Source organism: Serratia proteamaculans, from assembly GCF_946227095.1.
GTDB lineage: Bacteria > Pseudomonadota > Gammaproteobacteria > Enterobacterales > Enterobacteriaceae > Serratia > Serratia proteamaculans_E.
On sequence record NZ_CAMISV010000016.1, the window covers coordinates 56,692 to 81,949 of the forward strand.

The following is a 25,258-nucleotide window of genomic DNA, read 5'->3' on the forward strand; positions in this document are numbered from 1 at the left end:
ATACCCTTGGTTAAACGTCCTTATTGACACTCAGTAACCGGCAGTCACCCGCTTAAAGCAGCGGATCCAGACCACCACGAGCATCGAGTTCATATAAATCATCACAGCCGCCAATGTGTTGGCCGTCGATGAAAATCTGAGGCACGGTGGTGCGCCCGCTGCGCGCAATCATCGCTTCGCGTTTTTCATTATCACCATCAATGGCGATTTCGTTAAACGCGGCTCCCTTGCTGTTCAGCAGCGCCTTGGCGCGATGGCAGAACGGACAGGTCGCTTTGGTGTAGATATCAATGTTAGCCATGGATTGCCACCTCAAATAGGTTAAAGAATTACTTACCGCGTACTAACGGCAGGTTTTCCCCGCTCCAGCCGGCAATACCGTCTTTCAGCGTAACTACGTTTTCAAAACCGGCTTTGCTCAGATTATCTGCCGGCTCGCGAGAGGTGGTGCCGTTGGCACAAACCACGATGATCGGCTGAGCCTTGTGTTTTTCCAGCTCGCCCAGACTGCCGCTTTTGATTTCGCTGGCGGTCAGGTTGATGGCGTTGGCCAGGTGGCCTCGGCGGAAATCATCACGGCTGCGGGTATCAACCACAACGGCATCTTCTTTATTAATCAGGCGGGTGGCTTCACCACGGGTGATCTCTTTCACCTTGGAGAAACTGCTCTTGAATGTCATGACGATCACCGCAACCAGCAGGGCGATCCAGGCCAGGCTCAGTATGGGATGCTTGCTAACGAATTGCATAATTTCTTGCAGCATGGGGTGTAACAACTCCCGTCAGTTAAGGGAAAAAATAACTCAAGGTTCCAGAGTATACCTGCCGAGTGCAGCAAATACAGCCAATAAGCAAGCGCTATTGCAGAAACTGCGGGCTACGCTGAGAAATTCGCGCTGCCACAGCCTAAAAGCCGGCCTTGTTCACCGCAACTTTGATCTCTCTGGGCTCTTTTTAACCGGCCACGTTGTAAAATCGGACGGTTTTGAGAGTGAATAGCCATTAGCCTGCCCCTGGACCAATGGCTATTCACAACTTATAAAGTTCATAACGAGGTTAACGCAATGTCGAGTAACAAAAAGCCGATGGTATTAGTGATCCTGGACGGTTACGGCCACCGCGAGGAGCAACAGGACAATGCCATTCTGAACGCCAAAACGCCGGTGATGGACCGCCTGTGGCAACAGCAGCCACATACGCTGATCGCCGCGTCCGGGCTGGATGTTGGCCTGCCTGACGGCCAGATGGGCAACTCGGAAGTCGGCCACGTCAATCTGGGTGCCGGGCGCATCGTTTATCAAGACCTGACGCGACTGGATAAAGAAATTAAAGAAGGCGATTTCTTCGCCAACCCAACGCTGACGGCGGCGGTCGATAAGGCTGTTCAGGCGGGTAAAGCGGTGCATATCATGGGCCTGCTGTCGCCGGGCGGCGTACACAGCCATGAAGATCACATTCTGGCGATGATTGAGCTGGCTTCGCAGCGCGGCGCCAAAGCCGTTTACCTGCACGCGTTCCTGGACGGTCGTGATACTCCACCACGCAGCGCAGAAAAATCGCTGCAACACTTTAGCGACGCCTTTGCCAAATTGGGCACCGGGCGTATCGCATCGCTGATTGGCCGTTATTACGCCATGGACCGCGACAACCGTTGGGACCGCGTGCAACTGGCTTACGACCTGCTGACCCAGGCCAAGGGTGACTTCGTTGCCGACAACGCCGTTGCCGCCCTGCAGACCGCCTATGAGCGCGGTGAAAACGACGAATTCGTCAAACCGACCGTGCTGCAAGCCGCCGGTGAAGCCCCTGCCGAGCTGCATGACGGCGACGCGTTGATTTTCATGAATTTCCGTGCCGATCGTGCACGCCAAATCGTCCGCGCCTTCGTCAATGCTGATTTCGACGGTTTCCCACGCGCCAAAGTCATCCATTTTGGTGATTTCGTGATGCTGACCGAGTACGCCGCCGACATCAAAGCCCCTTGCGCCTATCCGCCGGCGTCGTTGAGCAATACCTTCGGTGAATGGTTGATGAAGCACGACAAGACCCAGCTGCGCATCTCGGAAACCGAAAAATACGCCCACGTCACCTTCTTCTATAACGGCGGTGTTGAAGAGCCGTTCACCGGTGAGGATCGCGTGTTGGTCAACTCACCGAAGGTCGCTACCTACGATCTGCAGCCGGAAATGAGCGCCGCCGAACTGACCGATAAACTGCTGACCGCCATTGGCAGCGGCAAGTACGACGCCATTATCTGCAACTACCCGAATGGCGACATGGTGGGTCATACCGGCGTTTACGACGCGGCGGTGAAAGCGGTAGAAACACTGGATAACTGTATCGCCCAGGTGGTCGAAGCGGTCAAGGCCGTCGATGGACAGTTGCTGATCACCGCCGACCACGGCAACGCCGAACAAATGCGCGATCCGGCCACCGGCCAGGCGCATACCGCTCACACCAGCCTGCCGGTGCCGCTGATTTATATCGGCAAGCCTGCCAGCGCAGTCAATGGCGGCAAGCTTTCGGACATCGCGCCGACCATGCTGACGCTGATGGGAATGGAAATCCCGCAAGAGATGACTGGTAAGCCGCTGTTCATCGTGGAATAATCCTTCTCCATGAGGGAAAAGGCGTTTTTTGCACTATCAAGGGTAACCCGAAGCGCAAACGCAGGCAGCCAGCCGCTGCCTGAACGCACCGCGCCAAGGAAGTTGACCACCATGTGCGCCAGCGTATTTTACGCTGGCGTCTTGTTGTTGCCGTTAGCCAGCCAGGCGGCGGAAGACAACAAATCCCAGCTCAAAGACATCCAGCAGAGCATCGCCGAGAAAGAAAAGGCGGTTAAACAGCAGCAGCAACAACGCAGCTCATTGCAGGATCAGCTCAAGCAGCAAGAAAAAACCATCGCGCAGGCCAGTCGCCTGCTGCGTGACACCCAGGGCACATTGAGCCAGTTGGGGAAAGACATCTCCGGCCTGAACGCCTCAATTGCCAAGCTGCAAAAGCAGCAATCTACCCAGCAAGAAATCCTTGCCAAACAACTCGATGCCGCCTTCCGACAGGGCCAGCACAGCGCCGTACAGTTGGTACTGAGCGGTGAAGAGAGCCAGCGCAGCGAGCGTATTTTGGCTTACTTCGGTTATCTGAACGAAGCGCGCCAGCAAACGATTGAAGAGCTGAAACAAACTCGCGCCGAACTGGCGAAGCAAAAAACCACGCTGGTCGCCAAGCAAGGCCAACAGAAATCGCTGCTGGGCGAGCAACAAACGCAACAACAAAAACTTGAGCAGGCACGCGGTGCACGTAAGAAAACGCTGACCGCACTGGAAGCCTCGCTGGAAAAAGACCAGCAGCGTCTGGTGGAACTGCGCCAGAACGAAACCCGCATGCGCGACAAGATCGCCCGGGCCGAACGTGAAGCCCGCGCCCGCGCGGAACGCGAAGCGCGTGAAGCCGCCAAGGTACGCGAGCAGGTTCGCGTCAAAGAACAGCAGGCGAAGAAAACCGGTACCAGCTATAAGCCAAGCGAAGCCGACCGCTCGCTGATGGCCCGTACCGGCGGTCTCGGCCGACCAGATGGACAGGCTATATGGCCGGTACGCGGCCGCACTCTGCACGGTTTTGGCGAACAGCTGCAAGGCGAGCTACGCTGGAAAGGCATGGTGATCTCGGCCTCCGAAGGCAGCGAAGTGAAAGCCATCGCCGATGGTCGCGTATTGCTGGCCGATTGGCTGCAGGGCTATGGTCTGGTTGTCGTCATCGAACACGGTAAGGGTGACATGAGCCTGTATGGCTACAACCAAAGTGCACTGGTCAACGTCGGGGCGCAGGTGCGCGCCGGTCAGCCAATCGCCTTGGTGGGTACCAGCGGGGGCCAGGGAACGCCGTCGCTCTATTTCGAAATTCGTCGCCAGGGTCAGGCCGTTAACCCACTGCCGTGGTTGGGAAGATAGATTTGCGCTATATCAAAACCCGTACTGTCGTATTGATTGGCTGTCTGTTGCAGGTTTGCGCCGCACAGGCAGGAAAATTATCCATCGTTATCGATGACGTAGGTTATCGACCGCATGAAGAAGGCGCAGTGCTGCAAATGCCGACGGCGATCTCCGTCGCCGTACTGCCCAATGCCCCTCATGCCCGCTTGATGGCCACCCGCGCCCACAGTCAGGGCCGCGAAGTGCTGATCCATATGCCGATGGCACCACTCAGCAAGCAACCACTGGAGCGAGATACGCTGCAACCTTCGATGAGCAGCGAAGAGATCCAGCGCATTATCCGCAATGCGGTCAATAACGTGCCCTATGCGGTGGGTATGAATAACCACATGGGCAGCGCCATGACCTCCAGCCTGCCGGGCATGCAGAAAGTGATGCAGGCGCTCGACAGCTACCAGCTCTATTTCCTCGACAGCATGACCATCGGTAACAGCCAGGCCACCCGCGCGGCTACCGGCACGCACGTGAAGGTGATCAAACGTAAGGTATTCCTGGACGATACCGCCAACGAAGCCGACATCCGCCGCCAGTTCAACCGCGCGGTCGAGTTGGCACGGCGCAACGGTTCCGCCATTGCCATTGGTCACCCGCGCCCGGCGACGGTAAGAGTGTTACAGCAAATGCTGCCGACGCTGCCGGCCGATATCGTGCTGGTGAAACCTAGCTCACTGTTGAATGAACCACAGGGCAGCAGCAGTGGTGGCAGTTACGTCCCACCACAGGTCAAACCGCCGAAACCACAGCCGAAGAACCCGTTCACCGGCGGTATCAAACAGTGTAAGGTCAAGTTGCCGAAGGAAAAAGTCAACGCCGGCAAGGCCATAAGCGTGATCGGTGAAAGCGTGACGCAGTCACCAGCCGTCACCTTTATCAAACGCCAGTGGCAACGCTGGACAGACTCAACGCCAGACAAACCCAAAACATAAAAAAAGGGCCGGAATTTCCGGCCCTTTTTTACGCTTAATCCCAGCTCAGAATCACTTTGCCGGACTGGCCGGAGCGCATGGCGTCAAAGCCCTGCTGGAACTGGTCAACGGAGAAACGGTGGGTGATGATAGGTGTCAGATCCAGACCTGACTGGATCAACGCGGCCATCTTATACCAGGTCTCAAACATTTCTCGGCCATAAATCCCTTTGATAAACAGCCCCTTGAAGATCACCTGATTCCAGTCAATCGACATATCCGACGGCGGAATACCCAGCATGGCAATGCGTCCGCCGTGGTTCATCGCGTTGAGCAACGAACGGAACGCCGGTGGTGCACCGGACATTTCCAGCCCGACGTCAAACCCTTCGGTCATGCCCAGTTCGGCCATCACGTCAGTCAGGTTTTCTTTGCTGACGTTTACCGCACGGGTCACGCCCATTTTGCGCGCCAGATCCAGACGGTATTCGTTAACGTCAGTGATCACTACATGGCGAGCCCCAACGTGCTTACACACTGCCGCCGCCATGATGCCGATCGGCCCGGCACCGGAAACCAGCACGTCTTCGCCAACCAGATCAAACGACAGCGCGGTGTGCACCGCATTGCCGAACGGGTCGAAGATAGATGCCAGTTCATCGGAAATGTTATCCGGGATCTTGAAGGCGTTAAACGCCGGGATCACCAGATATTCAGCAAAGGAGCCTGGACGGTTCACGCCTACGCCGGTGGTGTTGCGGCACAGGTGCGTACGGCCACCACGGCAGTTACGGCAATGGCCGCAGGTAATATGGCCTTCACCGGAAACGCGGTCGCCCACGCTGAAGCCTTTGACTTCCTGACCGATGGCAACCACTTCACCCACATATTCGTGACCCACCACCATAGGGACCGGGATGGTTTTCTGTGACCATTCATCCCAGTTATAGATATGAACATCGGTACCGCAGATCGCAGTTTTACGGATTTTAATCATGATGTCGTTATGGCCCAGCTCCGGCTGAGGCACATCGGTCATCCAAATCCCTTCTTCCGCTTTCAGTTTTGACAATGCTTTCATGGTTTTACCTTATGCAATAACGCCAAGATCTTTACCGATACGAATGAACGCCGCAATTGCACGTTCAATTTGCTCCGGGGTGTGATCGGCGGACATCTGGGTGCGGATGCGCGCCTGGCCTTTCGGCACCACCGGATAGAAGAAACCTGTCACATAGATGCCTTCCTTGAGCAACGCATTGGCGAATTCCTGCGCCAGTTTTGCTTCACCCAACATCACCGGGATGATGGCGTGATCGGCCCCGGCCAGTGTAAAGCCCGCCGCGGTCATTTTTTCACGGAACAGGCTCGCATTGGCCCACAGGCGATCGCGCAATGCATCCCCTTGCTCCAGCAGTTCCAGTACTTTAATCGAGGCGGCGACAATCGCCGGTGCCAGTGAGTTGGAGAACAGATAAGGGCGCGAACGCTGACGCAGCCACTCCACCACTTCTTTTTTTGCGGCGGTATAACCACCGGAAGCCCCACCCAGCGCCTTGCCCAGAGTACCGGTAATGATGTCGACGCGGCCCATCACTTCGCAATACTCATGGGTGCCACGCCCATTAGCGCCGACAAAACCGACCGCGTGGGAATCATCCACCATCACCAGCGCCTGATATTGGTCAGCCAGGTCGCATACCCCTTTCAGGTTGGCAATCACGCCGTCCATTGAGAATACGCCGTCGGTGGCGATCATAATGTGGCGCGCACCGTCGGCCTTGGCCTGCTCCAATTGAGCAGCCAGTTCGGTCATATTGTTGTTGGCATAGCGGTAACGTTTCGCCTTGCACAGACGAACGCCGTCAATGATCGAAGCATGGTTCAACGCATCGGAGATAATCGCATCTTCCGGGCCCAGCAGCGTTTCGAATAACCCGCCGTTAGCGTCGAAGCAGGAGGAGTACAGGATGGCGTCTTCCATCCCCAGGAAATCGGCCAGCTTTTGTTCCAGCTGTTTATGGCTGTCCTGGGTGCCACAAATAAAGCGCACCGACGCCATGCCGAAACCGTGGCTGTCCATACCGGCCTTGGCCGCCGCGATCATCGCCGGGTGGTTGGCCAGGCCAAGATAGTTGTTGGCACAGAAGTTGATCACATGGCGGCCATCAGCAACGGCAATATCTGCCTGCTGAGCGCTGATAATGATGCGTTCTTCTTTGAACAACCCTTCACTACGGGTGGTCTCAAGTTGTTGTTCCAACTGCTGATAAAAAGACGCGGACATTCGGTTATCTCCAGGATTGGTCTGTTTTCAACATATTTTACTGATTTGTAACCAAACTGACGAGAATCTGCGGGAGAGAATATGAAAATTGCAGCAGATATCACGGCAAAGTGCTGCGGAGCTCGACATCGCGGGATATTCAGAGCCCGTCCGATGTTTGCGACGACATGAAATGCTATTATAAGCAGCATTGAGCGTGGGGCACTGTGTCCCACCGGGCAGAATAACAGGGGTAACCCAATGATTATCGTCACTGGCGGCGCCGGCATGATCGGCAGCAATATCATTAAAGCGCTGAATGACACAGGGTATCGCGATATCCTGGTGGTAGATAACCTGAAAGACGGCACCAAATTCGCCAACCTAGTCGATCTCGACATCGCCGACTATATCGATAAAGAAGATTTCATCGCCAACATCATCGCCGGTGACGATCTGGGTGAAATCGACGCGATCTTCCATGAGGGTGCCTGCTCTTCCACCACCGAGTGGGACGGCAAGTACATGATGGACAATAACTATCAGTACTCCAAAGACCTGTTGCACTACTGCCTGGATCGCGAAATTCCGTTCCTGTATGCCTCATCCGCAGCCACCTACGGCGGCCGTGAAGAATTTATCGAAGAGCGCCAATTTGAAGAGCCACTGAACGTCTACGGCTACTCAAAATTCCTGTTCGATCAGTATGTACGCGAAATCCTTCCGCAGGCAGATTCACAAATTTGCGGCTTCCGTTACTTCAACGTTTACGGCCCGCGTGAAGGTCACAAAGGCGGTATGGCCAGCGTGGCGTTCCACCTGAACGGTCAGATCAACCGCGGCGAAAGCCCAAAACTGTTCGACGGCAGCCAGGACTTCAAACGTGACTTCATCTACGTCGGCGACGTGGCGGCAGTCAACCTGTGGTTCTTGAAAAGCGGCGAGTCCGGCATTTTCAACTGCGGTACCGGCCGTGCGGAAACCTTCCAGGCGGTAGCCGATGCCGTGGTCGACTTCCACCAGAAAGGTGCGGTAGAAAACATCCCGTTCCCGGAAAAGCTGAAAGGCCGCTACCAGGCATTCACCCAGGCCGATCTGACCAAGCTGCGCGCCGCCGGCTATGACGCACCGTTTAAAACGGTCGCCGAGGGCGTGAAAGAGTACATGGCCTGGTTGAACCGCACCGCTTAAGCTGAAGGGATTTGACGTAGGGTATGAAAATACTGGTTATCGGCCCTTCTTGGGTTGGCGATATGATGATGTCGCAAAGTCTCTACCGCACCCTGAAGGCCGAGCACCCGACGGCAGAAATTGATGTGATGGCACCGGCCTGGTGCCGTCCATTACTGGCGCGTATGCCAGAAGTCAATCAGGCACTGTCTATGCCATTGGGCCACGGTGCGCTGGCGCTCGGTGAACGTCGGCGACTGGGGCATGCCCTGCGAGCCAACGGCTACGATCGCGCCTATGTGCTGCCGAACTCATTCAAATCCGCGCTGGTGCCCTTCTTTGCCAAGGTGCCGCAACGCACCGGCTGGCGAGGTGAAATGCGCTATGGTCTGCTGAATGATATTCGCCTGCTGGACAAGGCCGCCTTTCCACTGATGGTGCAGCGTTACGTAGCCCTTGCCTACGACAAGCAACGCATTCAACGCGCCGAAGACCTGCCACAGCCTCTGTTATGGCCGCAACTGCAGGTCAGCGACGAAGAAATTGCCGAAACCACCGCCGCCTTCAATCTGACCGATCACCGACCCATTATCGGTTTTTGCCCAGGCGCAGAATTTGGCCCGGCCAAACGCTGGCCGCACTACCACTATGCCGCGCTGGCACAAAAGCTGATTGACCAGGGTTATCAAATCGCCCTGTTTGGTTCAGCCAAAGATAATGAAGCGGGCGAACAGATCCGGGCCGCGCTGGATGATGATTCCCGCAGCTTCTGCATGAATCTGGCCGGGGAAACCCAGCTTGAGCAAGCGGTGATCCTGCTGGCTTCCTGTTCAGCCGTGGTCAGTAACGATTCCGGCCTGATGCACGTCGCTGCGGCATTGAACAAGCCGCTGATCGCCTTGTACGGCCCAAGCAGCCCTGACTTCACACCGCCGCTGTCCAACAAAGCCAAAGTGATCCGCCTAATCAGCGGTTACCATAAGATACGCAAAGGCGATGCCGATCAGGGATACCATCAGAGCCTGATCGATATTCAGCCCCAGCAGGTGTTGGACGCGCTGACGCCGTTACTTGCCGCCAGCGAGGAATAAGCATGCAGGTGTTGATTGTTAAAACTTCCTCCATGGGAGATGTGCTCCATACGCTGCCGGCGTTAACCGACGCGATGCGGGCGATCCCCGGCATTCGCTTCGATTGGGTAGTCGAGGAAGGTTTCAGCCAAATTCCCACTTGGCACCCGGCAGTAGACCGCGTGATCCCGGTGGCGATCCGCCGTTGGCGCAAGAACTGGTTTGGTAGCGAAACCCGCCAGCAACGCTGCGACTTTAAACGTGTGGTGCAGGAACGCGACTATGATGTAGTGATCGATGCGCAGGGGCTAATCAAAAGCGCCGCGTTGATCACCCGCATCGCCAAAGGCAACAAGCATGGCCAGGACAGCAAAAGCGCCCGCGAGCCTTTCGCCAGTTGGTTTTATAACCACCGCCATGATATCGATAAAAAGCAACATGCCGTAGAACGCACACGTGAACTGTTCGCCAAAAGTTTGGGTTATGACAAGCCGGACAGCTACGGTGATTACGCCATTGCGGCCCGTTTTCTCAGCCATCTGCCGGCCGATGCCGGGCAGTATCTGGTGTTTTTGCACGCCACGACCCGCGACGAAAAACACTGGCCGGAAGATCACTGGCGCGACCTGATTGCGTTGACTACAGCGAGCGGATTGAAGATTAAGCTGCCGTGGGGCGCAGAGCACGAACGTCAGCGCGCACTGCGTTTGGCGGAAGGCTTCCCACAGGTTGAGGTTTTACCCAAACTCAGCCTGCAACAGGTGGCCGAAGTCCTGGCGGGTGCGAAAGCCGTGGTCTCGGTTGATACCGGCCTCAGCCACCTGACCGCCGCGCTCGACAGACCGAATATCACATTGTTCGGCCCCACCGATCCAGGGTTGATCGGCGGTTATGGTCAGAATCAGTTTGCCTGCCGCCCCCAGACAGGTAATAAAATGGCGGATATCAGCGCAGACAACGTGATGTCGCTGCTAAGCCCTCTTCTAATCAAGCAGGACGGCGCATAACATGCCTGCACAGAAAATATTGCTCAGCATTATCATTGCTGCACACAACAGCGGCAATTACCTTAAGGACACCCTGCGTAGCCTGCTCGAGGCATTGGGTGACTCCATCGCAAAATGTGAAATCATTCTGGTTAACGATGCCTCCACGGATGATACCGCCGCTCTTCTGACGGATTTCACCCATGCCATACCGCAGGCCAGCTATTTCCGCGTCGAATTCAAAAATATTGGCAAAGTACGCAACTTCGCTATCGCTAACAGTAATGGCGATTACATCACCATGCTCGACAGTGATGACCTGCTCAAAAGAGAGTCTCTTCAAGAAGTTATCGCCTTTCTTGAGACCAATAGTCCCGATCTGCTGCTAACCAAATTGCATGAAGTGCATGATCTTGCTGCGGTAGATAAAACCTGGAAAGGGTTACAACCGGAACCGTTGTCCGTCGATGAGGCTATCGTTCGTTTTTTGAATCATAAAGATTTCCAGGCGCACCTTATCGGGCAGTTTATCAAGCGCCCTCTGTTACAGGCGTCACCGATACCGGCCTTTAACTGTTACGAAGATTTTTATGTCTTCCCAAATTTGTTAACTCAATCTAAAACAATCGTTTTCTCGCGAGAGAGCCATTACCTGTATATAAAGCGTAGCGCCAGTTTGTCCAACTCCCCCTCCGCAGAAAAAGTGCACAATCTTTTTGTTTGTACTGAAAGAATGGATGTGATCTTCGGTGATAAGTTTCACGATCTGGTTTTGTGTCACTGGCTGGATATTCAACTAAAACAAAAGCAGTGGATCACCTCACCGGAACAGTTGGATATTCTCGATAAAAAAATACGCGACACCCACAGGATCGGTTTCTTTCTAAACCCATCTATACGATTAAGCTATAAAAGAAAAGCCGCAGAGTCATTATGGAAAAAATAGGAAAAAAACTATACCTTACCAGCCTCACACTGGCTATGTTATCCATCGTATTCGCATTGCTCATAACTGCGAAGCAACGTGAGTTTTTTTACTTTTCCTTTTATGTGGCGATGTTTGGTCTTTTCTTCGAAAGAAAAAATATTCGTTTGCCAAAAATGGATATTTCCTACGCCATCATATTGATTGGATTGGTTAAAGTTGTCTGGACATTGTTCTTGTATCGTCATGCCCCAGATTATGGGCTAGGTGCAACACAGTTGGATGCAGGAAAAAAACTGGTTGTTAGCGGCATCCTCATCTTCTATATCACGCAATTTTCACCCTATCTGCTCAGCTTAAATTATCGCCGATACCTATTGGCAACTTTCGTGCTGGCATTTTTACTTTCTACCGCTTATGGCCTTTATCAGATCTACCACGGCATTGACCGCATCGCCATGAGTACCAATCGCGCCACCATTGCGGCCTATATTTACTCCGCATTATCGATTCTGCTAATTTATCTGCTAATAAAGACCAAGCATGTTTCCGTCTACTACGCTCTTGCATCTGCGGCAGTGTTCATTATTTCATTTCTGATTATTACCATGACAGGAACTCGTGCGGCGATACTTTCGCACCCGATACTGATTATGCTGATGGTGCTGTTCCATTATCGTAAAATCCACCTCAAATCTTTGCTGATCGCCCTGGTTTTGATCGGATTAGGCATAACGGCATCTTACGAAAAGTACATCAAACCCAAGATTGAACAAACCAGTACGGAAATCACACTTTACCAGCAGGGTGATGATTTCTCCTCGTTAGGATCACGCTTCTCATTATGGAGCGTCGGTTTAAGTATATTCTCTCAACATCCCTATGGTAATACGGTTGAAGCACGCCATGCGCAGGCGGCAGAGATCATTACTCATGATCCGAAGAATAAAACCGCGATGGTTTACATCGACTCACATCTGCATGATGAGCTGCTCGAAGCCGCCTCATTGCAAGGGATTGTTGGCCTGTTAACCGTACTTTTCTTCTACGCCTATACCCTCACTCTGGCAGTAAGGCAAAAGAACACGCCGTTATTGATGATTGGCTGCTGCATGATTGTTTACGGCTTGTCTGACGTCCTGCTAATCAGCTCAGAATCACTGCTGTTCTTTATGGTCTGTATTGCGTTGTTTGCCAAAAAAACGTTGGAACCGCTCGCCAAATAGGGCATCTACCGACGCTGCCTGCCAGCGTCGGTCTCTTTACTTCTCAGCCTGCTTTGCCAGAATATGCTGTATGGCGTGGGCAAAGTCACGGTAGTAACTTTCGTCATAGAACCTGGCAATAGAGCTCTTAATCTTCGCCTGATCAACGGTGATACGCCCGTCGATCAACGCCTGCAGAGTAGCCGTGAGTTGTGTGATATCACCCACGTCATACAAGCGGCCATTGCAATCATTAATCACATCCGCCGGCCCTGTTGGGCAATTTGAACTGACACAGAAAACCCCGTGAGCCATTGCTTCAAGCAGCGTCATGGGTAAACCTTCAAACGCGGAGGTGAGCACTAACGCCTTCAAATTACCTATATTGTCTTTCACGTACGGCCAGGGTTGCGCCTGCCAGCCATGCCATATCACGCGGGCGCTGATGCCTAACGTCTCAGCATATTGTTGGCACCGAACCCTATCATCACCACTGCCAACCACGTGTAATTGCCACTCTCCCCGTAGCCCGACCAGAGAGTCCAGCAGGTCCTTCAGTCTCTTTTGTCCTTCAAAAATAATGCGCCCAATATAAATAAAATTGGCCGGCGAGCTGCTGAAGGCAATAGTCTCTTCCGTCTTCCCCACTGGATTAAATATCGTATAAACATCGTCCTCTTCCACACCCAATTCTTGAACCTGACGATTAATGCCGTTGCTGATAACCAGATGAGCATCGGCCTTCAGGATATAGGTATATTTATAAAGGTCGTAAAGTGAGAAATGCAGCCAGGAAACGATCGGGTATTTACCAAAGGTGAATTTTCTTGCCCTATTGGCAATATAACAAGAGAGAGTATCTAGCGAGATGATCAGGTCCGGTTTGTTCTTGCGCAAGAAACACGACAGTGAAAAAGCAAAGTGCAACCGCCTTAACTTGGTATTGTGGACCGAAGAGGAGACCGTTATGGCATCCATCCCCGCATACCAGTCTTCGTTCGCCTCTTTTTTTTCATTGAAGAAGATGAACTTCACGTTCGTCTCGGGTTGGTTTTCAGCAATAAGCTTCACCAACCTTTTGCAGACGGTTTCCATTCCACCGTAACCACCGAGTGAGTAGCCGGCTATGATAATGTTCATTCGGACCTTATCGATATTTACACAGAGATCATTGCGAAGCTGAAATTATACCCATATTTTCCAGCATGGTATAAACACGTGTGACGGGAATAATTGCCAGCGGCGTTTCAGCAGACCCATCATAGTCGTCTGACAGATCGATCACCTGATGTAGCTCTCGATTTTGATAGGGGCCAGTAAACCGCGGTTTGGCCGTCACAAACAGACTGAGCGTTGGCACCTTTAGCGCGACGGCCAGATGTAATGGGCCCGTATCCCCCGTCACTAACACATCCAGAGAATCGATCACTCCAAGCAGTTGCGGTAAAGATGTTTTTCCCACATAGCTGGTAATTTGAGACTGCACTTCAGGCTCGACAGCCGCCATAAACTTACTTTCCAGAAGACTATCCGCCGGAGAACCGATAATCACCACTTCAACATTCTTATGCTGGCTAATTAGCCTGGTGGCTAATTCAGAGAAATAAGCCACCGGCCAGCAACGTTCAGGGCTGGAGGCCCCCATATTGAACCCTATCCGGATATGCCCGGGCTGCCGTAGCAATTTTTCGAATTGGCAAGGGATCTCCATCTCTACATCGGTGGTATCCCCACCGATGAATTTCATCAGGTCCAGTTTGCGCTGTATCAGATGCCCGGTAAAATTCAGTGAGCAGTTGTGTACCCAGGAATCTATACCTTTTGGCAGAGTCAGATAATTATCACGGAGGATATACTGACAACCGGCAAGCGCTGCACTAATAATGTCGTAAGGCAGGTGGGCATGTAAGATGACGGCCAGTTCAGGCTTTCTTTTTTTGATCTCGGCAACGGCCCGGCGCATCTCTCTGAATTTATTATCCCAGAAAATCACATCATCAAAGCAGGCGTAATCTTTAACCATGCCATAATTTATCGTGCCGGCTATCAAGGTGATATGAGCATCAGGGTAACGCCTCCGCAGGGCTCGCATAGCGGGGGTGTTGAACATAAAATCACCCAATGCCGTCGTAGAATACACCACGATACGCTTGAACTCATGATCGGGCCGCAGCGTCGATTTTGGTTTGATATTTCCGAAAAGAAAATTGTAAACAGTCAAAAACCAATGGGCATATTTCAGTTTTTTGATTTTCATAGCGCTACTCAGGAAGACTCTTGTTCTGATAATACTCGGCCAGCGTCATACCCACCGTGCGCGGCTGCAGCCAGGCAAAAAGCTGCTCCAGGTCACGGTACAACACTTCAATATCCTGCTGCGTTTTAAAGGTCGGGCTACCGCCAGGCATAAACTCGGAGGAATGCAGCATAAATTCCACGTAGTCATGCCCCTGAGCCAGACAGCGCTCAGCCACCAACTTCATTTTGTCCACATTACCGCCGCTTGGTCGCAACCAGTTAACCGACGGTGAGCGCTGTTTGCCACGCAGACTATCGTAACCCTGCTTTAGCGTATTCATCAGCGCGGAATGCTTATACTGGATACTCATCGGCACTTCCAACAGCGATGAGGAACCCGCCCTGGCGATATTTTCCGGATCGATAAAATAGGCCTGCGAAGGGAAATGGCGATAGTCGGTGCCGCCGTTGCCCTGTGGGTTGCCCGGTGAGTATTGCCAGTTAACGCGTGGCGTCACCGAGCAATCCACCTGATAGCCATATTCCAGCAACAAGGCCGCATAGTATTCATTAAACGCCCAGCGCCCGGCGCGATGGCTGAGCATCTTGGTCTGGAAGCTGTCTTCCAGCAATTTGGTCATATGATCGACCTTGGCGCGAATTTGATCGGCCGGGTATTCGATCAGATAGGGTTTATGTCGCCAGTCGTCGTCAGTTAATGGCGTCAGCGGCGGGCTGTTCCAGGCATGCAGGTGCATCCCCACTTCGCCGGTACCGCGGGCTATCACATCACGGGCAAACTCGACATATTCGGCATCCACCGCCATTTCATAGTTGGTGAGGTACACCGGCTTAAAGCCATATTTCTCACACAGCGCCTGAAAGCGCGGCAAAAAGCGCGTATTTTCGGTCGAAATGCGATCGTGGTTTTGCCACAAATTGTCGCCTTCGGTATCAATGGTGATGAGAAACGCCGGTTTAGTCATAAATATCGAGCCTGATATCAATAGAATGCATTATGTTACGCAGGGCGTTTCGCCAGGGCAAACGACTTTGCTGCCTGGTTTGGACAACGTTGAAGGCCTTTTGTCACTCCCCCAGGCTATTTTTTCCCTTCACGGCAAGAAAACCGAGCAACAGTAGCCACATGCGATCGGGTCATTTAGAATCAAAGATTGGTTTCCCTGAAAGCGACTCATGATGAACGACGCGCCAGCCCTAGCTCCTGATACTTCGATACAGCGTATTCTGATCGTTAAACTTCGCCATCATGGCGATATGTTGCTGATCACGCCGGTCATCAATACCCTGCAGCAAAACTACCCGCAGGCGCAGATCGACGTACTGCTGTATAAAGAAACCCAGGAGATGCTGGCCAGCCACCCGGCGCTGTCGAATATCTTCGTTATCGATCGTCAGTGGAAAAAGCAGGGGACAAAAGCGCATCTGCGCCATGAGCTTAACCTGATCCGCCAGCTCAAAGCACAAAGTTACGATCTGGTGGTCAATCTGGCCGATCAGTGGCGCAGCGCCCTCCTCGCCAAACTGACCGGCGCGCGTATTCGTCTGGGTTTCGATTTCCCCAAACGGCAGGGCTTCTTATGGCGCCATTGCCATACGCATTTGGTACCGGTAAGCGATCACGCCCGGTTGCATACGGTTGAACAGAATCTGTCGCTGTTGCAACCGCTCGGCCTGCCAGCCTTCAGCCAGCAGGTGACCATGAGCTACCCACCGCAGGACTGGCAAGCCTGCGAGCAACTGTTGCAGCAGCAGAACATGACCGGCGATTTTATTGTGGTACAGCCCACCTCCCGCTGGTTCTTCAAATGCTGGAGCGAAGAAAAAATGGCGGCCACCATCAGCGCATTGCAGGCCGATGGCCACCAGTTAGTGATCACCTCTGGGCCGGACGCAAAAGAACGAGAAATGGTGGAGCGCATTCTGGCGCTCTGTCCGCCGCAGGGCGTAATCTCACTGGCCGGCCAACTGACACTGCGACAACTGGCCGCCCTGATCGACCACGCTAAACTGTTTATCGGTGTAGATTCGGTGCCTATGCACATGGCCGCTGCGCTGCAGACCCCCTGCATCGCACTGTTTGGCCCTTCCAAGCTGGTGTTCTGGCGCCCCTGGCAGGTCATTGGCCGCGTGATATGGGCCGGAGACTACGGCGACTTGCCCGATCCGGACGCCATCAATACCGGCACCGATGAACGTTATCTGGACCTTATTCCTACAGACGCGGTGATTGCAGCCGCGCGGAGCACGCTGGCATGAAAGCATTTCGTTTGGCGATCGTTCGCCAAAAGTACCGCCCGGACGGTGGAGCTGAGCGTTTTGTCTCACGCGCCCTTGAGGCGCTGGAACAGCAGGACCTCGATCTGAACGTTATCACCCGCGAATGGCAGGGTGACGCCAATCCAAACTGGCATATCCACCTGTGTAATCCGCTAAAGTTCGGCCGCATCAGCCGTGAACGTGGCTTTGCCGAAGCGGCCAGAGCGCTATGGCAGAAGGAAAACTTCGATCTGGTACAGAGCCATGAGCGCATTCCCGGCTGCGACATTTACCGCGCCGGCGATGGTGTACATCGCCGCTGGTTATTGCAGCGGGCGCGCCTGCTGCCGGAATGGCGTCGCAAGTGGCTTTTCTCGAACCGCTACCACCGTTACGTGATGTGTGCGGAACGGGCGATGTACGCCGCACCAGAGTTGAAAGCGGTCATCTGCAATGCAGAAATGATCAAGCAGGAAATCATCGATGATTTCGGTGTCCCCGCCGATAAAATCACGGTGATCTACAACGCCATTGATAATCAAAAGTTCCTGCCCGCCAATGCCGAACTGCGCCAGCAACTACGTCAGCAATACCAGATCCCGCAGCAGGCGCACTGCCTGATTTTTGTCGGTTCCGGTTTTGAACGCAAAGGGTTGGCCGCTGCCATCCGTGCCGTCGCAGCGACCGATAGCTATCTGCTGGTGGTGGGCAAAGATAAGGCCGAAAAACGCTATCAGGCGCTGGCCCAGTCGCTGGGTTGCAGTGACCGGCTGCGGTTTATGGGCGTGCAAAAACAAACGCTGCCGTTCTATCAGGCTGCGGACGCGCTGCTGCTGCCCACACTGTACGATCCGTTTCCCAACGTCATCCTGGAAGCGATGTCCTGCGGACTGCCAGTCATTACCAGCACCACCTGCGGCGGCTCGGAGTTTATCACCCAGGGGGAAAATGGCTTCGTGACCGATGCCCTTGATGTCCCCGCTCTGATCGCGGCGATCACAGCGCTACCGCGCCAGGCTTTGGGCTCCGCCATGGGCGAAGCAGCAAGATTGCGTATTATGTCGGCTACCCCGGCACGCCTGTCGGAACAGCTGATATCCCTTTATAGCCGACTGCTGGATTAACTATGCGTATTCTGATGATTATCGACGGCCTGCCGGGCGGAGGCGCAGAAAAAGTGGTGCTGACCCTGTGTCAGGGTATGCAGCAAATGGGCCATGACGTCAGCCTGATTTCATTGCGCGATGTTTGTAACTACCCGATCCCCACTGGCATTCACTATCAGGTGGTGGCGGACAGCAGCCGCTCGCCATGGCGCAAACTGACAGAACTGTCACGCCGCGCTGCCTCTCTGGATCGGACGATCGCCGACAATGAACGCCAACAGGGTACCTATGATTTGGTGTTCTCCAACCTGCATAAAACCGATCGCATCGTCAGCCGCAGTCAGTTACTTTCTTCAGACCGCCTGTGGTTCTGCATTCACGGCATTCTGTCGACTTCCTATCTGGGTCACCGCAAGGGGCTGGATCGCTGGCTGAAACAACGGAAAATCGCCGGGGTTTACCAGGGCAGAAATATCGTTGCCGTCTCACAAGCCGTGGGGGACGATTTGCAGCAGAACCTGCCGATCACCCCAAGTCGGCTGGCGGTGATCAACAATCCGTTTGATATTGCCGCCATCGAGCAGCAGTCAGCGGAACCTTGTGAGCTGGCAGGCAAAGATTATCTGGTGCACGTCGGGCGCTTTCATCCGCACAAGCGGCACGATCGCCTGCTGAAGGCCTACGCGCTATCGGGCATACAGGCACCGCTGGCACTGATTGGCACCGGCAGCGAAACCAACGTAGGGGAAGTGAAACAGCTGGCAAACCAATTGGGGATAGCAGACCGCGTGTTGTTCCTCGGCTTCCAGGCCAATCCTTATCCGTTTATTCGGCACGCATCTCTGCTGGTACTTAGCTCCGACAGCGAAGGCTTTGGCAACGTGTTGGTGGAGGCGCTGCTCTGCGGCACTCCAGTAGTCAGCACCCGCTGTCCGGGCGGGCCAGCGGAAATTCTGGAAAAAGCGGGGATGAATAACGCGCTGGCGGAACTTAATGACCAATCACTGGCGGGGAAAATGGCAGATATTTATGCCACCCCCCCGGAGATTAATCACCAACAGCTGCTGAGCTATGGGCTAAATCCTATTTGTCAGCAGTATTTGGCACTCAAGAAATAAATAAGGCAGGGAACCCCTGCCTCATATTTAATTAATTTAACGCCTGTATTTTTTGCCAAACGTCTTCAACAGAAACATCAATACAGTCACCCGATTCGGTTTGTAGAATGTGATAGCGCCCAGACCATGGGTGCCAGGATTCTTTATCCGTATCGCCAAAAAACACCACCATGTCTTTATTCAGCGCTGCGGCCAGGTGCATCTGCCCACCGTCACTGCACAGCACTCTGTCGCATAAATCAAAACCGGCCAGTAATTCACGCACCGACGCCGTTGGATACAGCGCCACACGCTCATTCTGACATAGCGACAACAACTGCTCTGCGCGCTTCTGATCGCCAATATCATCCGGTGTTAGCGTGCCCTGCGGCGACCAAAAAATCAGTACCGCCGTGTTCTTATCGGCAAGTAAGCGATTGATAATTTCGGCATAGCGCTCGATCGGCCAACGCCGCTTAGGGCTGCGACTGCTGATATGAACGGCACAAACTCGCTCGACCGACGGTATGCATTTTTGCAACCGCTGTGCCGCCTGCTGGCGCTCTTCTGCCGTCAGATACACCCGCACCGGGGGGATCGGAATGCGCTGTTCGGTAATCGCCGAAAGGTAACTGTAGGTATGCTCAACCTGATGCTTGCCGCTGAAATTCTCCTTACGAAAAGGATGATGAATATCAGACGTGCCCAAGTCTGCGCCAATAATATTGTTGACCCCTGCCATTTTCGCCAATCGCAGGCTGTACTTACAGGGAACCGGGTTGGCCAGGATCGCCGCATCGAACTTTATTTTACGCAGCTTAAGGAAAATCATCAGACGTTCGAAATAAACCCCCAGCGTGGTTTCATTTTTCGCCTTATGCTTTGCCTTTTTATAGACGAAAACTTTTTCGAGGTGCGGGTTGTTTTTAACAACATCCTGACTGACTTTATTGATTAACAGATAAAGTTTGGCATCCGGATAGGCAATTTTCACCGCTTCGATCAGAGGCGTGGTACAAACAAGATCGCCAATATTGTCACGGCGAATAATTAAAATATTCTTCATTCCAAGCCTATCAGCGAAATCACTCGCCTGTTGTCCAAAACTGACACCCAAGGTTACCAAATTAGCGCCTTTCCCTTCCAGTTATGGTACTATTCTGAATAACCCATATAAATGAAATTGATAGAATGTTGCTGCGTTTATATCAGGTACTACTCTACCTCATCCAACCCCTGATCTGGCTCCGCTTACTGTTGCGCAGCCGCAAAGCTCCAGCCTACCGTAAACGCTGGGCAGAACGCTATGGCTTCTGCGCCGGAAAAGTCGTGCCAGGCGGCATCATGCTGCATTCCGTCTCCGTGGGTGAAACGCTGGCCGCCATCCCGTTGGTTCGCGCACTGCGCCACCGTTACCCCTATTTACCGATTACTGTGACCACCATGACGCCGACTGGTTCAGAACGCGTGCAGTCCGCCTTCGGTAAAGATGTTCATCATGTTTATCTGCCCTACGATCTGCCGGGCTCCATGCGCCGCTTCCTGGATCAGGTGAACCCCAAGCTGGTCATCATTATGGAAACCGAGCTGTGGCCCAATCTGATTAACGCCCTGCATCAGCGTCAAATCCCACTGGTGATCGCCAACGCCCGACTTTCCGCCCGTTCTGCCGCCGGCTACAAAAAAATCGGCGGTTTTGTCCGCGATATGCTGCGCCGTATTACGTTGATCGCCGCGCAAAATCAGGAAGACGGCGAGCGTTTTGTCGAACTGGGCCTAAAACGCTCACAGCTGACGGTGACCGGCAGCCTGAAATTCGATATTTCCGTTACGCCTGAGCTGGCTGCACGCGCAATCACGTTACGCCGCCAATGGGCGCCGCGTCGTCCGGTGTGGATCGCCACCAGCACCCACGAAGGTGAGGAAAGCATTCTGCTGGCCGCGCACCGCAAACTGCTGGAAAAACACCCCGATCTGCTGCTAATCCTGGTGCCGCGTCACCCTGAACGCTTCCCTACCGCGAAAGAGTTGGTGCAAAAAGCCGGCTTCAGCTACACCCTGCGCAGCAGCGGCGAAATCCCTTCCGGCGGTACCCAGGTGGTGATCGGCGATACCATGGGCGAACTGATGCTGCTGTACGGCATTGCCGATCTGGCCTTTGTTGGCGGCAGCCTGGTGGAACGCGGTGGACATAATCCGCTGGAAGCCGCAGCACACGCCATCCCGGTACTGATGGGGCCACATACCTTCAACTTCAAGGATATCTGCGCCAAGCTGTCACAAGCCGGAGGGTTGATCACCGTGACCGACGAGGATTCATTGGTCAAGGAAGTGGCAACACTGCTCACCGACGAAGACTATCGCCGCTATTACGGCCGCCACGCGGTAGAAGTGCTGTATCAAAATCAGGGAGCGTTACAGCGCCTGCTGCAGCTACTAGAACCACACCTGCCGCCCCGGAGCCATTAAATGAGCGCCCGCAAAAGCCTGTCGGTGGTGATTATCGCCAAGAATGAAGCCGGGCTGCTGCCGGACTGCCTGCGATCCGTAGCCTGGGCAGACGAAATCGTCATGCTGGATTCAGGCAGCCAGGATGACAGCGTAGCCGTAGCCGAAAGTCTGGGCGCCAAAGTATTCACCCATGTCGACTGGCAGGGATTTGGCAAACAACGCCAACGGGCGCAAAGTTACGCCAGTCACGACTATGTTCTGATGATCGACGCTGACGAACGCGTTACACCGGAACTGCGCCAGTCAATTGAACAAACGCTGACCGATCCGGACGATAATCAAGTCTACAGCTGCGCGCGCCGCAATTTGTTCCTCGGGCGCTTTATGCGCCACAGCGGCTGGTACCCTGATCGCGTCAACCGGCTGTACGCCAACCAGCGCTATCGCTATAACGATAATCTGGTGCACGAGTCGCTCACTATCAACGGGGCGAAAGTGGTGCCTCTTAACGGCGATCTGCTGCACCTGACCTGCCGCGACTTTTTTGACTTCCAGCGTAAACAGCTGCGTTATGCTGAAGAATGGGCCAATCAACGCCATCAGGCCGGTAAACGCTGCGGCTATCTCTCGATACTGACCCACACCCTCGGTGCCTTCTGCAAAACCTGGTTGCTGCGTGCCGGCTTCCTGGACGGTAAACAGGGGTTGCTGTTAGCGGTGGTCAACGCGCAATATACTTTCAATAAATATGCCGCACTCTGGGCATTGGGCCGCAACTATTCAGAGAAGTGAATCATGACCCGTAAAGCCATCTATCCCGGTACTTTCGATCCCATGACCAACGGCCACCTGGATTTGGTAACCCGTGCGTCACTGATGTTCGATCACGTCATTTTGGCGATTGCCGCCAGCCCGAGTAAAAAACCGCTGTTCACACTGGAAGAGCGCGTAGCTTTAGCCAGCCAGGTGACATCGCATCTGGATAATGTAGAAGTGCTTGGGTTCAGTGAACTGATGGCGCATTTTGCTGCCCATCAGAATGCCAATATTCTGGTACGCGGCCTGCGTGCGGTATCGGATTTTGAATACGAACTGCAGTTGGCCAATATGAATCGCCATTTGATGCCAACGCTGGAAAGCGTGTTCCTGATGCCTTCCGAAGAGTGGTCGTTTATCTCGTCCTCGCTGGTGAAAGAGGTGGCACGCCATGGCGGTGACATCGCCCCTTTCCTGCCGGCGGTGGTCACCCAGGCCCTGTTCGAAAAACTCGCCGCGCAATAATCAGCGCTGGCAGCGTCGGCAGAAGAAAGTGCTACGCTGCCCGTGCTTGGCGGATTCAATCGGCGTGCCGCACGCGCGGCAAGGCTCACCCGCCCGACCATACACCTGCAGTTCCTGCGCGAAATACCCCGGCTTGCCGTCCGACTGCAGGAAATCCCGCAGCGTGGTGCCGCCCTGTTCAATAGAGCGCAGCAATACCGCCTTAATGGTTTCCACCAGCACTTCAGCTTCCACTTTGCTCAGCGAACTCGCAGGACGGTCAGGCAGGATCCTGGCGGTAAACAGCGATTCACTGGCATAGATATTGCCCACTCCTACCACCAGCTTGTTATCCATCAGCCAGGGTTTGATCAGCGTGCGCTTGTTACGCGATTTTTCGTACAGGTAGGCACCGGTAAAAGCTTCACTCAGTGGTTCCGGCCCAAGATGGGCCAGCACGTTACTGGTCGCCAGATCCTCACACCATAACCAGGCGCCAAAACGGCGCGGGTCAGTGTAACGCAGCGTCATCCCGTTGCTGATCACCAGATCGACGTGGTCGTGTTTACCGGCCTCGGTCTCTTCGGCCAACATCCGCAGGCTGCCTGACATCCCCAGGTGAACGATAATCCAGCCGCTCGCCAGTTCAATCAGCAAATACTTGGCGCGGCGCTGCACACTGAGTACCGGCTGGTCGCTCAACGCCAGAATTTGCTCGGAAACCGGCCAGCGCAGACGCGCATTGCGTACCACGGCATACTGAATGCTATGGCCGACAAGGTAAGGTTCAATACCACGGCGGCTGGTCTCAACTTCTGGTAATTCAGGCATCTGGCGCTCTCCTGTCGGTTTTCTACTCTTATAACGCAAAAAACCCGGCCGAGGCCGGGTTTTTATTAATCCACTAAAATTATTTAATTTTAGCTTCTTTGTAGATCACGTGCTGGCGGACAACTGGATCGAATTTCTTCAGTTCCAATTTTTCCGGCTTAGTACGCTTGTTCTTCGTGGTGGTATAGAAGTGACCAGTACCAGCAGAAGAAACCAGCTTGATCTTCTCGCGAACACCTTTAGCCATGATGCAGTTCCTTAATACTTCTCACCACGGGTACGCAGATCGGCCAAGACCGTCTCAATACCCTTCTTATCAATAACACGCATACCTTTAGCAGATACACGCAGCGTTACAAAGCGCTTCTCAGCCTCAACCCAAAAACGGTGTGAGTGCAGGTTCGGCAGAAAACGGCGTTTGGTCGCGTTCATTGCGTGGGAACGGTTGTTACCGCTCACCGGGCGCTTGCCAGTAACTTGGCAGACTCGTGACATGTCTATTCTCCAAAAATCAAATCAGCTCGAGCTTCGTATAGAGTATGGCCGCCTCGTCAGGCTTTTAGAGCCCATCTCAGCAAACTTCATACTGAGGAGACTCTCGTCATCAGGTTAGAAACCACGCATCAGGTTAGAAACCTGCTGAGATAGGCTCTTACGCCAAACCCAAGATTCTCAAAGGTGGCGTAGTATACGCTCTGAAGCGTAAGTGCTCAAGTCCCGAACAGCTAAAGATCCCACAAGGATCGCGAAAAAATCGCTTAAAGCCATCCGCGCTCGGCAAAAGAGACACATTCACCCCGACCTATCACCAAATGATCGAGCACTCGGATTTCCAATAACCGGCAGGCATTAACCACTTGCTCGGTTATCAAACGATCGGCATGACTGGGTTCAGCCTTACCCGAGGGGTGATTATGCGCCAGAATAATGGCGGCCGCATTAGCCTTCAACGCTTCGCGCACAATTTCTCTCGGGTATACGACAACGCTGCTGATGGTACCAGCAAACATCTCCTGATGGCGAATAACACGGTGCTGATTGTCTAAAAACAATACCAAAAACACTTCCCGCTCATGATGTGCCAGCAAACTTTGCAAATAATGCTGGGTCATCCTGGGGTTAAGCATGACATTTTCCTGCGCCAGATGGCTGGAAAAGAAGCGGAACGCCAACTCGGAAATCGCCTGCAGTTGCGCATAGCTGGAATTCCCCAGCCCTTTATGGCTGCAAAAAACTGAATGATCCGCCGACATCAGGTGATACAGCGAGCCAAACTGCTCCAGCAACTGTTCAGCCAGTTGCATGACATGCACTCCGGGAAAACCGGTGCGTAGAAAAATGGCTAACAGTTCCGCATCAGACAGCGCCGGTGCACCGTAACACAATAATTTTTCCCGTGGTGCCAGCGTACCCGCCCACAAGCTGATTACCTGACTGCTCATCATCGCCCCCCTGAAAACGCCACAGCATGCC

The 25,258-nt window shown here is 53.7% G+C and carries 26 protein-coding genes; 14 read left to right on the plus strand and 12 right to left on the minus strand.

Annotated elements, in window-relative coordinates:
- Window positions 1-52 precede the first annotated feature (52 nt).
- The gene (gene grxC, locus OC597_RS23580) at window positions 53-301 is read right to left on the minus strand and encodes a glutaredoxin 3 (protein ID WP_012147490.1); all 249 of its coding nucleotides are present in this window, start codon (window positions 299-301) and stop codon (window positions 53-55) included.
- Window positions 302-329: 28 nt separating this feature from the next.
- A complete protein-coding gene (locus OC597_RS23585) occupies window positions 330-764 on the minus strand; it encodes a rhodanese-like domain-containing protein (protein WP_085120037.1) in 435 nt (144 codons plus the stop codon).
- Window positions 765-1,064: 300 nt separating this feature from the next.
- Here OC597_RS23585 and gpmM point away from each other — a divergent pair, with 300 nt between their 5' ends.
- The 3 genes from gpmM to OC597_RS23600 are packed head-to-tail and all read left to right on the plus strand — an operon-like array spanning window position 1,065 to window position 4,921.
- Window positions 1,065-2,609, plus strand: a complete 1,545-nt coding sequence (gene gpmM, locus OC597_RS23590) for a 2,3-bisphosphoglycerate-independent phosphoglycerate mutase (protein WP_261260264.1) — start codon at window positions 1,065-1,067, stop codon at window positions 2,607-2,609.
- Window positions 2,610-2,618: 9 nt separating this feature from the next.
- On the plus strand, window positions 2,619-3,953 hold the full coding sequence (envC, locus tag OC597_RS23595) for a murein hydrolase activator EnvC (RefSeq protein ID WP_261260265.1): 1,335 nt from the start codon (window positions 2,619-2,621) through the stop codon (window positions 3,951-3,953).
- A 2-nt stretch (window positions 3,954-3,955) separates the two neighbouring features.
- Complete coding sequence (locus OC597_RS23600; protein ID WP_262210698.1) at window positions 3,956-4,921, plus strand: divergent polysaccharide deacetylase family protein; 966 nt, start codon at window positions 3,956-3,958, stop codon at window positions 4,919-4,921.
- 34 nt (window positions 4,922-4,955) lie between these two features.
- Here OC597_RS23600 and tdh read toward each other — a convergent pair whose 3' ends face one another.
- Both tdh and kbl read right to left on the minus strand, forming a co-directional pair.
- Window positions 4,956-5,981: an L-threonine 3-dehydrogenase gene (tdh, locus tag OC597_RS23605; protein WP_099063893.1), complete on the minus strand. Its 1,026-nt coding sequence runs from the start codon at window positions 5,979-5,981 to the stop codon at window positions 4,956-4,958.
- 9 nt (window positions 5,982-5,990) lie between these two features.
- Complete coding sequence (kbl, locus tag OC597_RS23610) at window positions 5,991-7,187, minus strand: glycine C-acetyltransferase (protein ID WP_261260267.1); 1,197 nt, start codon at window positions 7,185-7,187, stop codon at window positions 5,991-5,993.
- Window positions 7,188-7,427: 240 nt separating this feature from the next.
- Here kbl and rfaD point away from each other — a divergent pair, with 240 nt between their 5' ends.
- Genes rfaD through OC597_RS23635 form a run of 5 tightly spaced genes read left to right on the plus strand, consistent with a single transcriptional unit; the run spans window position 7,428 to window position 12,543 of the window.
- On the plus strand, window positions 7,428-8,357 hold the full coding sequence (gene rfaD, locus OC597_RS23615) for an ADP-glyceromanno-heptose 6-epimerase (RefSeq protein ID WP_262210700.1): 930 nt from the start codon (window positions 7,428-7,430) through the stop codon (window positions 8,355-8,357).
- Between the two features lie 23 nt (window positions 8,358-8,380).
- Window positions 8,381-9,427 (plus strand): ADP-heptose--LPS heptosyltransferase RfaF, encoded by a 1,047-nt coding sequence (gene rfaF / locus OC597_RS23620; protein WP_261286014.1) that lies wholly within the window; start codon window positions 8,381-8,383, stop codon window positions 9,425-9,427.
- Window positions 9,428-9,429: 2 nt separating this feature from the next.
- Window positions 9,430-10,413: a lipopolysaccharide heptosyltransferase RfaC gene (gene rfaC, locus OC597_RS23625; protein ID WP_261260270.1), complete on the plus strand. Its 984-nt coding sequence runs from the start codon at window positions 9,430-9,432 to the stop codon at window positions 10,411-10,413.
- A 1-nt stretch (window position 10,414) separates the two neighbouring features.
- Window positions 10,415-11,338: a glycosyltransferase family 2 protein gene (locus tag OC597_RS23630; protein ID WP_262210701.1), complete on the plus strand. Its 924-nt coding sequence runs from the start codon at window positions 10,415-10,417 to the stop codon at window positions 11,336-11,338.
- Entirely contained in the window at window positions 11,326-12,543 is a 1,218-nt protein-coding gene (locus OC597_RS23635; protein ID WP_261260272.1) for an O-antigen ligase family protein, read from the plus strand. The genes OC597_RS23630 and OC597_RS23635 overlap by 13 nt, the downstream gene beginning before the upstream one ends.
- A gap of 36 nt (window positions 12,544-12,579) precedes the next feature.
- On the opposite strand, the gene waaB is transcribed toward OC597_RS23635, so the two are convergent.
- The 3 genes from waaB to OC597_RS23650 are packed head-to-tail and all read right to left on the minus strand — an operon-like array spanning window position 12,580 to window position 15,746.
- The gene (waaB, locus tag OC597_RS23640; RefSeq protein ID WP_262210704.1) at window positions 12,580-13,662 is read right to left on the minus strand and encodes a lipopolysaccharide 1,6-galactosyltransferase; all 1,083 of its coding nucleotides are present in this window, start codon (window positions 13,660-13,662) and stop codon (window positions 12,580-12,582) included.
- A gap of 28 nt (window positions 13,663-13,690) precedes the next feature.
- Window positions 13,691-14,779 carry a glycosyltransferase family 9 protein gene (locus tag OC597_RS23645; protein WP_261260274.1) on the minus strand — a complete coding sequence of 363 codons (1,089 nt, stop codon included), beginning with the start codon at window positions 14,777-14,779 and terminating at the stop codon, window positions 13,691-13,693.
- A gap of 4 nt (window positions 14,780-14,783) precedes the next feature.
- Window positions 14,784-15,746: a polysaccharide deacetylase family protein gene (locus tag OC597_RS23650; RefSeq protein ID WP_261260275.1), complete on the minus strand. Its 963-nt coding sequence runs from the start codon at window positions 15,744-15,746 to the stop codon at window positions 14,784-14,786.
- Window positions 15,747-15,957: 211 nt separating this feature from the next.
- Between OC597_RS23650 and rfaQ the strand changes: the two genes are divergently transcribed.
- Genes rfaQ through OC597_RS23665 form a run of 3 tightly spaced genes read left to right on the plus strand, consistent with a single transcriptional unit; the run spans window position 15,958 to window position 19,264 of the window.
- Window positions 15,958-17,040, plus strand: a complete 1,083-nt coding sequence (gene rfaQ, locus OC597_RS23655; protein ID WP_261286008.1) for a putative lipopolysaccharide heptosyltransferase III — start codon at window positions 15,958-15,960, stop codon at window positions 17,038-17,040.
- Complete coding sequence (locus OC597_RS23660; protein WP_261286007.1) at window positions 17,037-18,164, plus strand: glycosyltransferase family 4 protein; 1,128 nt, start codon at window positions 17,037-17,039, stop codon at window positions 18,162-18,164. Before rfaQ ends, OC597_RS23660 begins: the two co-directional genes overlap by 4 nt.
- A 2-nt stretch (window positions 18,165-18,166) precedes the next feature.
- Window positions 18,167-19,264, plus strand: coding sequence for a glycosyltransferase (locus OC597_RS23665; protein ID WP_261260278.1), 1,098 nt, complete (start codon window positions 18,167-18,169; stop codon window positions 19,262-19,264).
- Window positions 19,265-19,295: 31 nt separating this feature from the next.
- On the opposite strand, the gene OC597_RS23670 is transcribed toward OC597_RS23665, so the two are convergent.
- A complete protein-coding gene (locus OC597_RS23670; protein ID WP_261260279.1) occupies window positions 19,296-20,309 on the minus strand; it encodes a glycosyltransferase family 9 protein in 1,014 nt (337 codons plus the stop codon).
- Window positions 20,310-20,434: 125 nt separating this feature from the next.
- On the opposite strand from OC597_RS23670, the gene waaA reads away from it, so the two are divergent.
- Genes waaA through coaD form a run of 3 tightly spaced genes read left to right on the plus strand, consistent with a single transcriptional unit; the run spans window position 20,435 to window position 22,975 of the window.
- Window positions 20,435-21,712, plus strand: a complete 1,278-nt coding sequence (waaA, locus tag OC597_RS23675) for a lipid IV(A) 3-deoxy-D-manno-octulosonic acid transferase (RefSeq protein WP_261260280.1) — start codon at window positions 20,435-20,437, stop codon at window positions 21,710-21,712.
- The gene (locus OC597_RS23680) at window positions 21,713-22,486 is read left to right on the plus strand and encodes a glycosyltransferase family 2 protein (protein WP_262210708.1); all 774 of its coding nucleotides are present in this window, start codon (window positions 21,713-21,715) and stop codon (window positions 22,484-22,486) included.
- A 3-nt stretch (window positions 22,487-22,489) separates the two neighbouring features.
- Entirely contained in the window at window positions 22,490-22,975 is a 486-nt protein-coding gene (gene coaD / locus OC597_RS23685) for a pantetheine-phosphate adenylyltransferase (RefSeq protein ID WP_085120057.1), read from the plus strand.
- On the opposite strand, the gene mutM is transcribed toward coaD, so the two are convergent.
- The 4 genes from mutM to radC form a co-directional block, all read right to left on the minus strand.
- Window positions 22,976-23,785 (minus strand): bifunctional DNA-formamidopyrimidine glycosylase/DNA-(apurinic or apyrimidinic site) lyase, encoded by an 810-nt coding sequence (mutM, locus tag OC597_RS23690; protein ID WP_262210710.1) that lies wholly within the window; start codon window positions 23,783-23,785, stop codon window positions 22,976-22,978.
- A 79-nt stretch (window positions 23,786-23,864) separates the two neighbouring features.
- Window positions 23,865-24,032 (minus strand): 50S ribosomal protein L33, encoded by a 168-nt coding sequence (gene rpmG, locus OC597_RS23695; protein WP_004392084.1) that lies wholly within the window; start codon window positions 24,030-24,032, stop codon window positions 23,865-23,867.
- Window positions 24,033-24,043: 11 nt separating this feature from the next.
- Window positions 24,044-24,280, minus strand: coding sequence for a 50S ribosomal protein L28 (gene rpmB / locus OC597_RS23700; RefSeq protein WP_004953342.1), 237 nt, complete (start codon window positions 24,278-24,280; stop codon window positions 24,044-24,046).
- Window positions 24,281-24,543: 263 nt separating this feature from the next.
- The gene (gene radC / locus OC597_RS23705; protein ID WP_262210713.1) at window positions 24,544-25,227 is read right to left on the minus strand and encodes a RadC family protein; all 684 of its coding nucleotides are present in this window, start codon (window positions 25,225-25,227) and stop codon (window positions 24,544-24,546) included.
- Between the last annotated feature and the right edge of the window lie 31 nt (window positions 25,228-25,258).

Bases quoted from the DNA above. Each gene is read 5' to 3' on its own strand.
- grxC (WP_012147490.1), bottom strand. From the start codon at position 301: ATGGCTAACATTGATATCTACACCAAAGCGACCTGTCCGTTCTGCCAT.
- OC597_RS23585 (WP_085120037.1), bottom strand. From the start codon at position 764: ATGCTGCAAGAAATTATGCAATTCGTTAGCAAGCATCCCATACTGAGC.
- gpmM (WP_261260264.1), top strand. From the start codon at position 1,065: ATGTCGAGTAACAAAAAGCCGATGGTATTAGTGATCCTGGACGGTTAC.
- envC (WP_261260265.1), top strand. From the start codon at position 2,619: ATGAGGGAAAAGGCGTTTTTTGCACTATCAAGGGTAACCCGAAGCGCA.
- tdh (WP_099063893.1), bottom strand. From the start codon at position 5,981: ATGAAAGCATTGTCAAAACTGAAAGCGGAAGAAGGGATTTGGATGACC.
- kbl (WP_261260267.1), bottom strand. From the start codon at position 7,187: ATGTCCGCGTCTTTTTATCAGCAGTTGGAACAACAACTTGAGACCACC.
- rfaD (WP_262210700.1), top strand. From the start codon at position 7,428: ATGATTATCGTCACTGGCGGCGCCGGCATGATCGGCAGCAATATCATT.
- rfaF (WP_261286014.1), top strand. From the start codon at position 8,381: ATGAAAATACTGGTTATCGGCCCTTCTTGGGTTGGCGATATGATGATG.
- rfaC (WP_261260270.1), top strand. From the start codon at position 9,430: ATGCAGGTGTTGATTGTTAAAACTTCCTCCATGGGAGATGTGCTCCAT.
- OC597_RS23630 (WP_262210701.1), top strand. From the start codon at position 10,415: ATGCCTGCACAGAAAATATTGCTCAGCATTATCATTGCTGCACACAAC.
- OC597_RS23635 (WP_261260272.1), top strand. From the start codon at position 11,326: ATGGAAAAAATAGGAAAAAAACTATACCTTACCAGCCTCACACTGGCT.
- waaB (WP_262210704.1), bottom strand. From the start codon at position 13,662: ATGAACATTATCATAGCCGGCTACTCACTCGGTGGTTACGGTGGAATG.
- OC597_RS23645 (WP_261260274.1), bottom strand. From the start codon at position 14,779: ATGAAAATCAAAAAACTGAAATATGCCCATTGGTTTTTGACTGTTTAC.
- OC597_RS23650 (WP_261260275.1), bottom strand. From the start codon at position 15,746: ATGACTAAACCGGCGTTTCTCATCACCATTGATACCGAAGGCGACAAT.
- rfaQ (WP_261286008.1), top strand. From the start codon at position 15,958: ATGATGAACGACGCGCCAGCCCTAGCTCCTGATACTTCGATACAGCGT.
- OC597_RS23660 (WP_261286007.1), top strand. From the start codon at position 17,037: ATGAAAGCATTTCGTTTGGCGATCGTTCGCCAAAAGTACCGCCCGGAC.
- OC597_RS23665 (WP_261260278.1), top strand. From the start codon at position 18,167: ATGCGTATTCTGATGATTATCGACGGCCTGCCGGGCGGAGGCGCAGAA.
- OC597_RS23670 (WP_261260279.1), bottom strand. From the start codon at position 20,309: ATGAAGAATATTTTAATTATTCGCCGTGACAATATTGGCGATCTTGTT.
- waaA (WP_261260280.1), top strand. From the start codon at position 20,435: ATGTTGCTGCGTTTATATCAGGTACTACTCTACCTCATCCAACCCCTG.
- OC597_RS23680 (WP_262210708.1), top strand. From the start codon at position 21,713: ATGAGCGCCCGCAAAAGCCTGTCGGTGGTGATTATCGCCAAGAATGAA.
- coaD (WP_085120057.1), top strand. From the start codon at position 22,490: ATGACCCGTAAAGCCATCTATCCCGGTACTTTCGATCCCATGACCAAC.
- mutM (WP_262210710.1), bottom strand. From the start codon at position 23,785: ATGCCTGAATTACCAGAAGTTGAGACCAGCCGCCGTGGTATTGAACCT.
- rpmG (WP_004392084.1), bottom strand. From the start codon at position 24,032: ATGGCTAAAGGTGTTCGCGAGAAGATCAAGCTGGTTTCTTCTGCTGGT.
- rpmB (WP_004953342.1), bottom strand. From the start codon at position 24,280: ATGTCACGAGTCTGCCAAGTTACTGGCAAGCGCCCGGTGAGCGGTAAC.
- radC (WP_262210713.1), bottom strand. From the start codon at position 25,227: ATGAGCAGTCAGGTAATCAGCTTGTGGGCGGGTACGCTGGCACCACGG.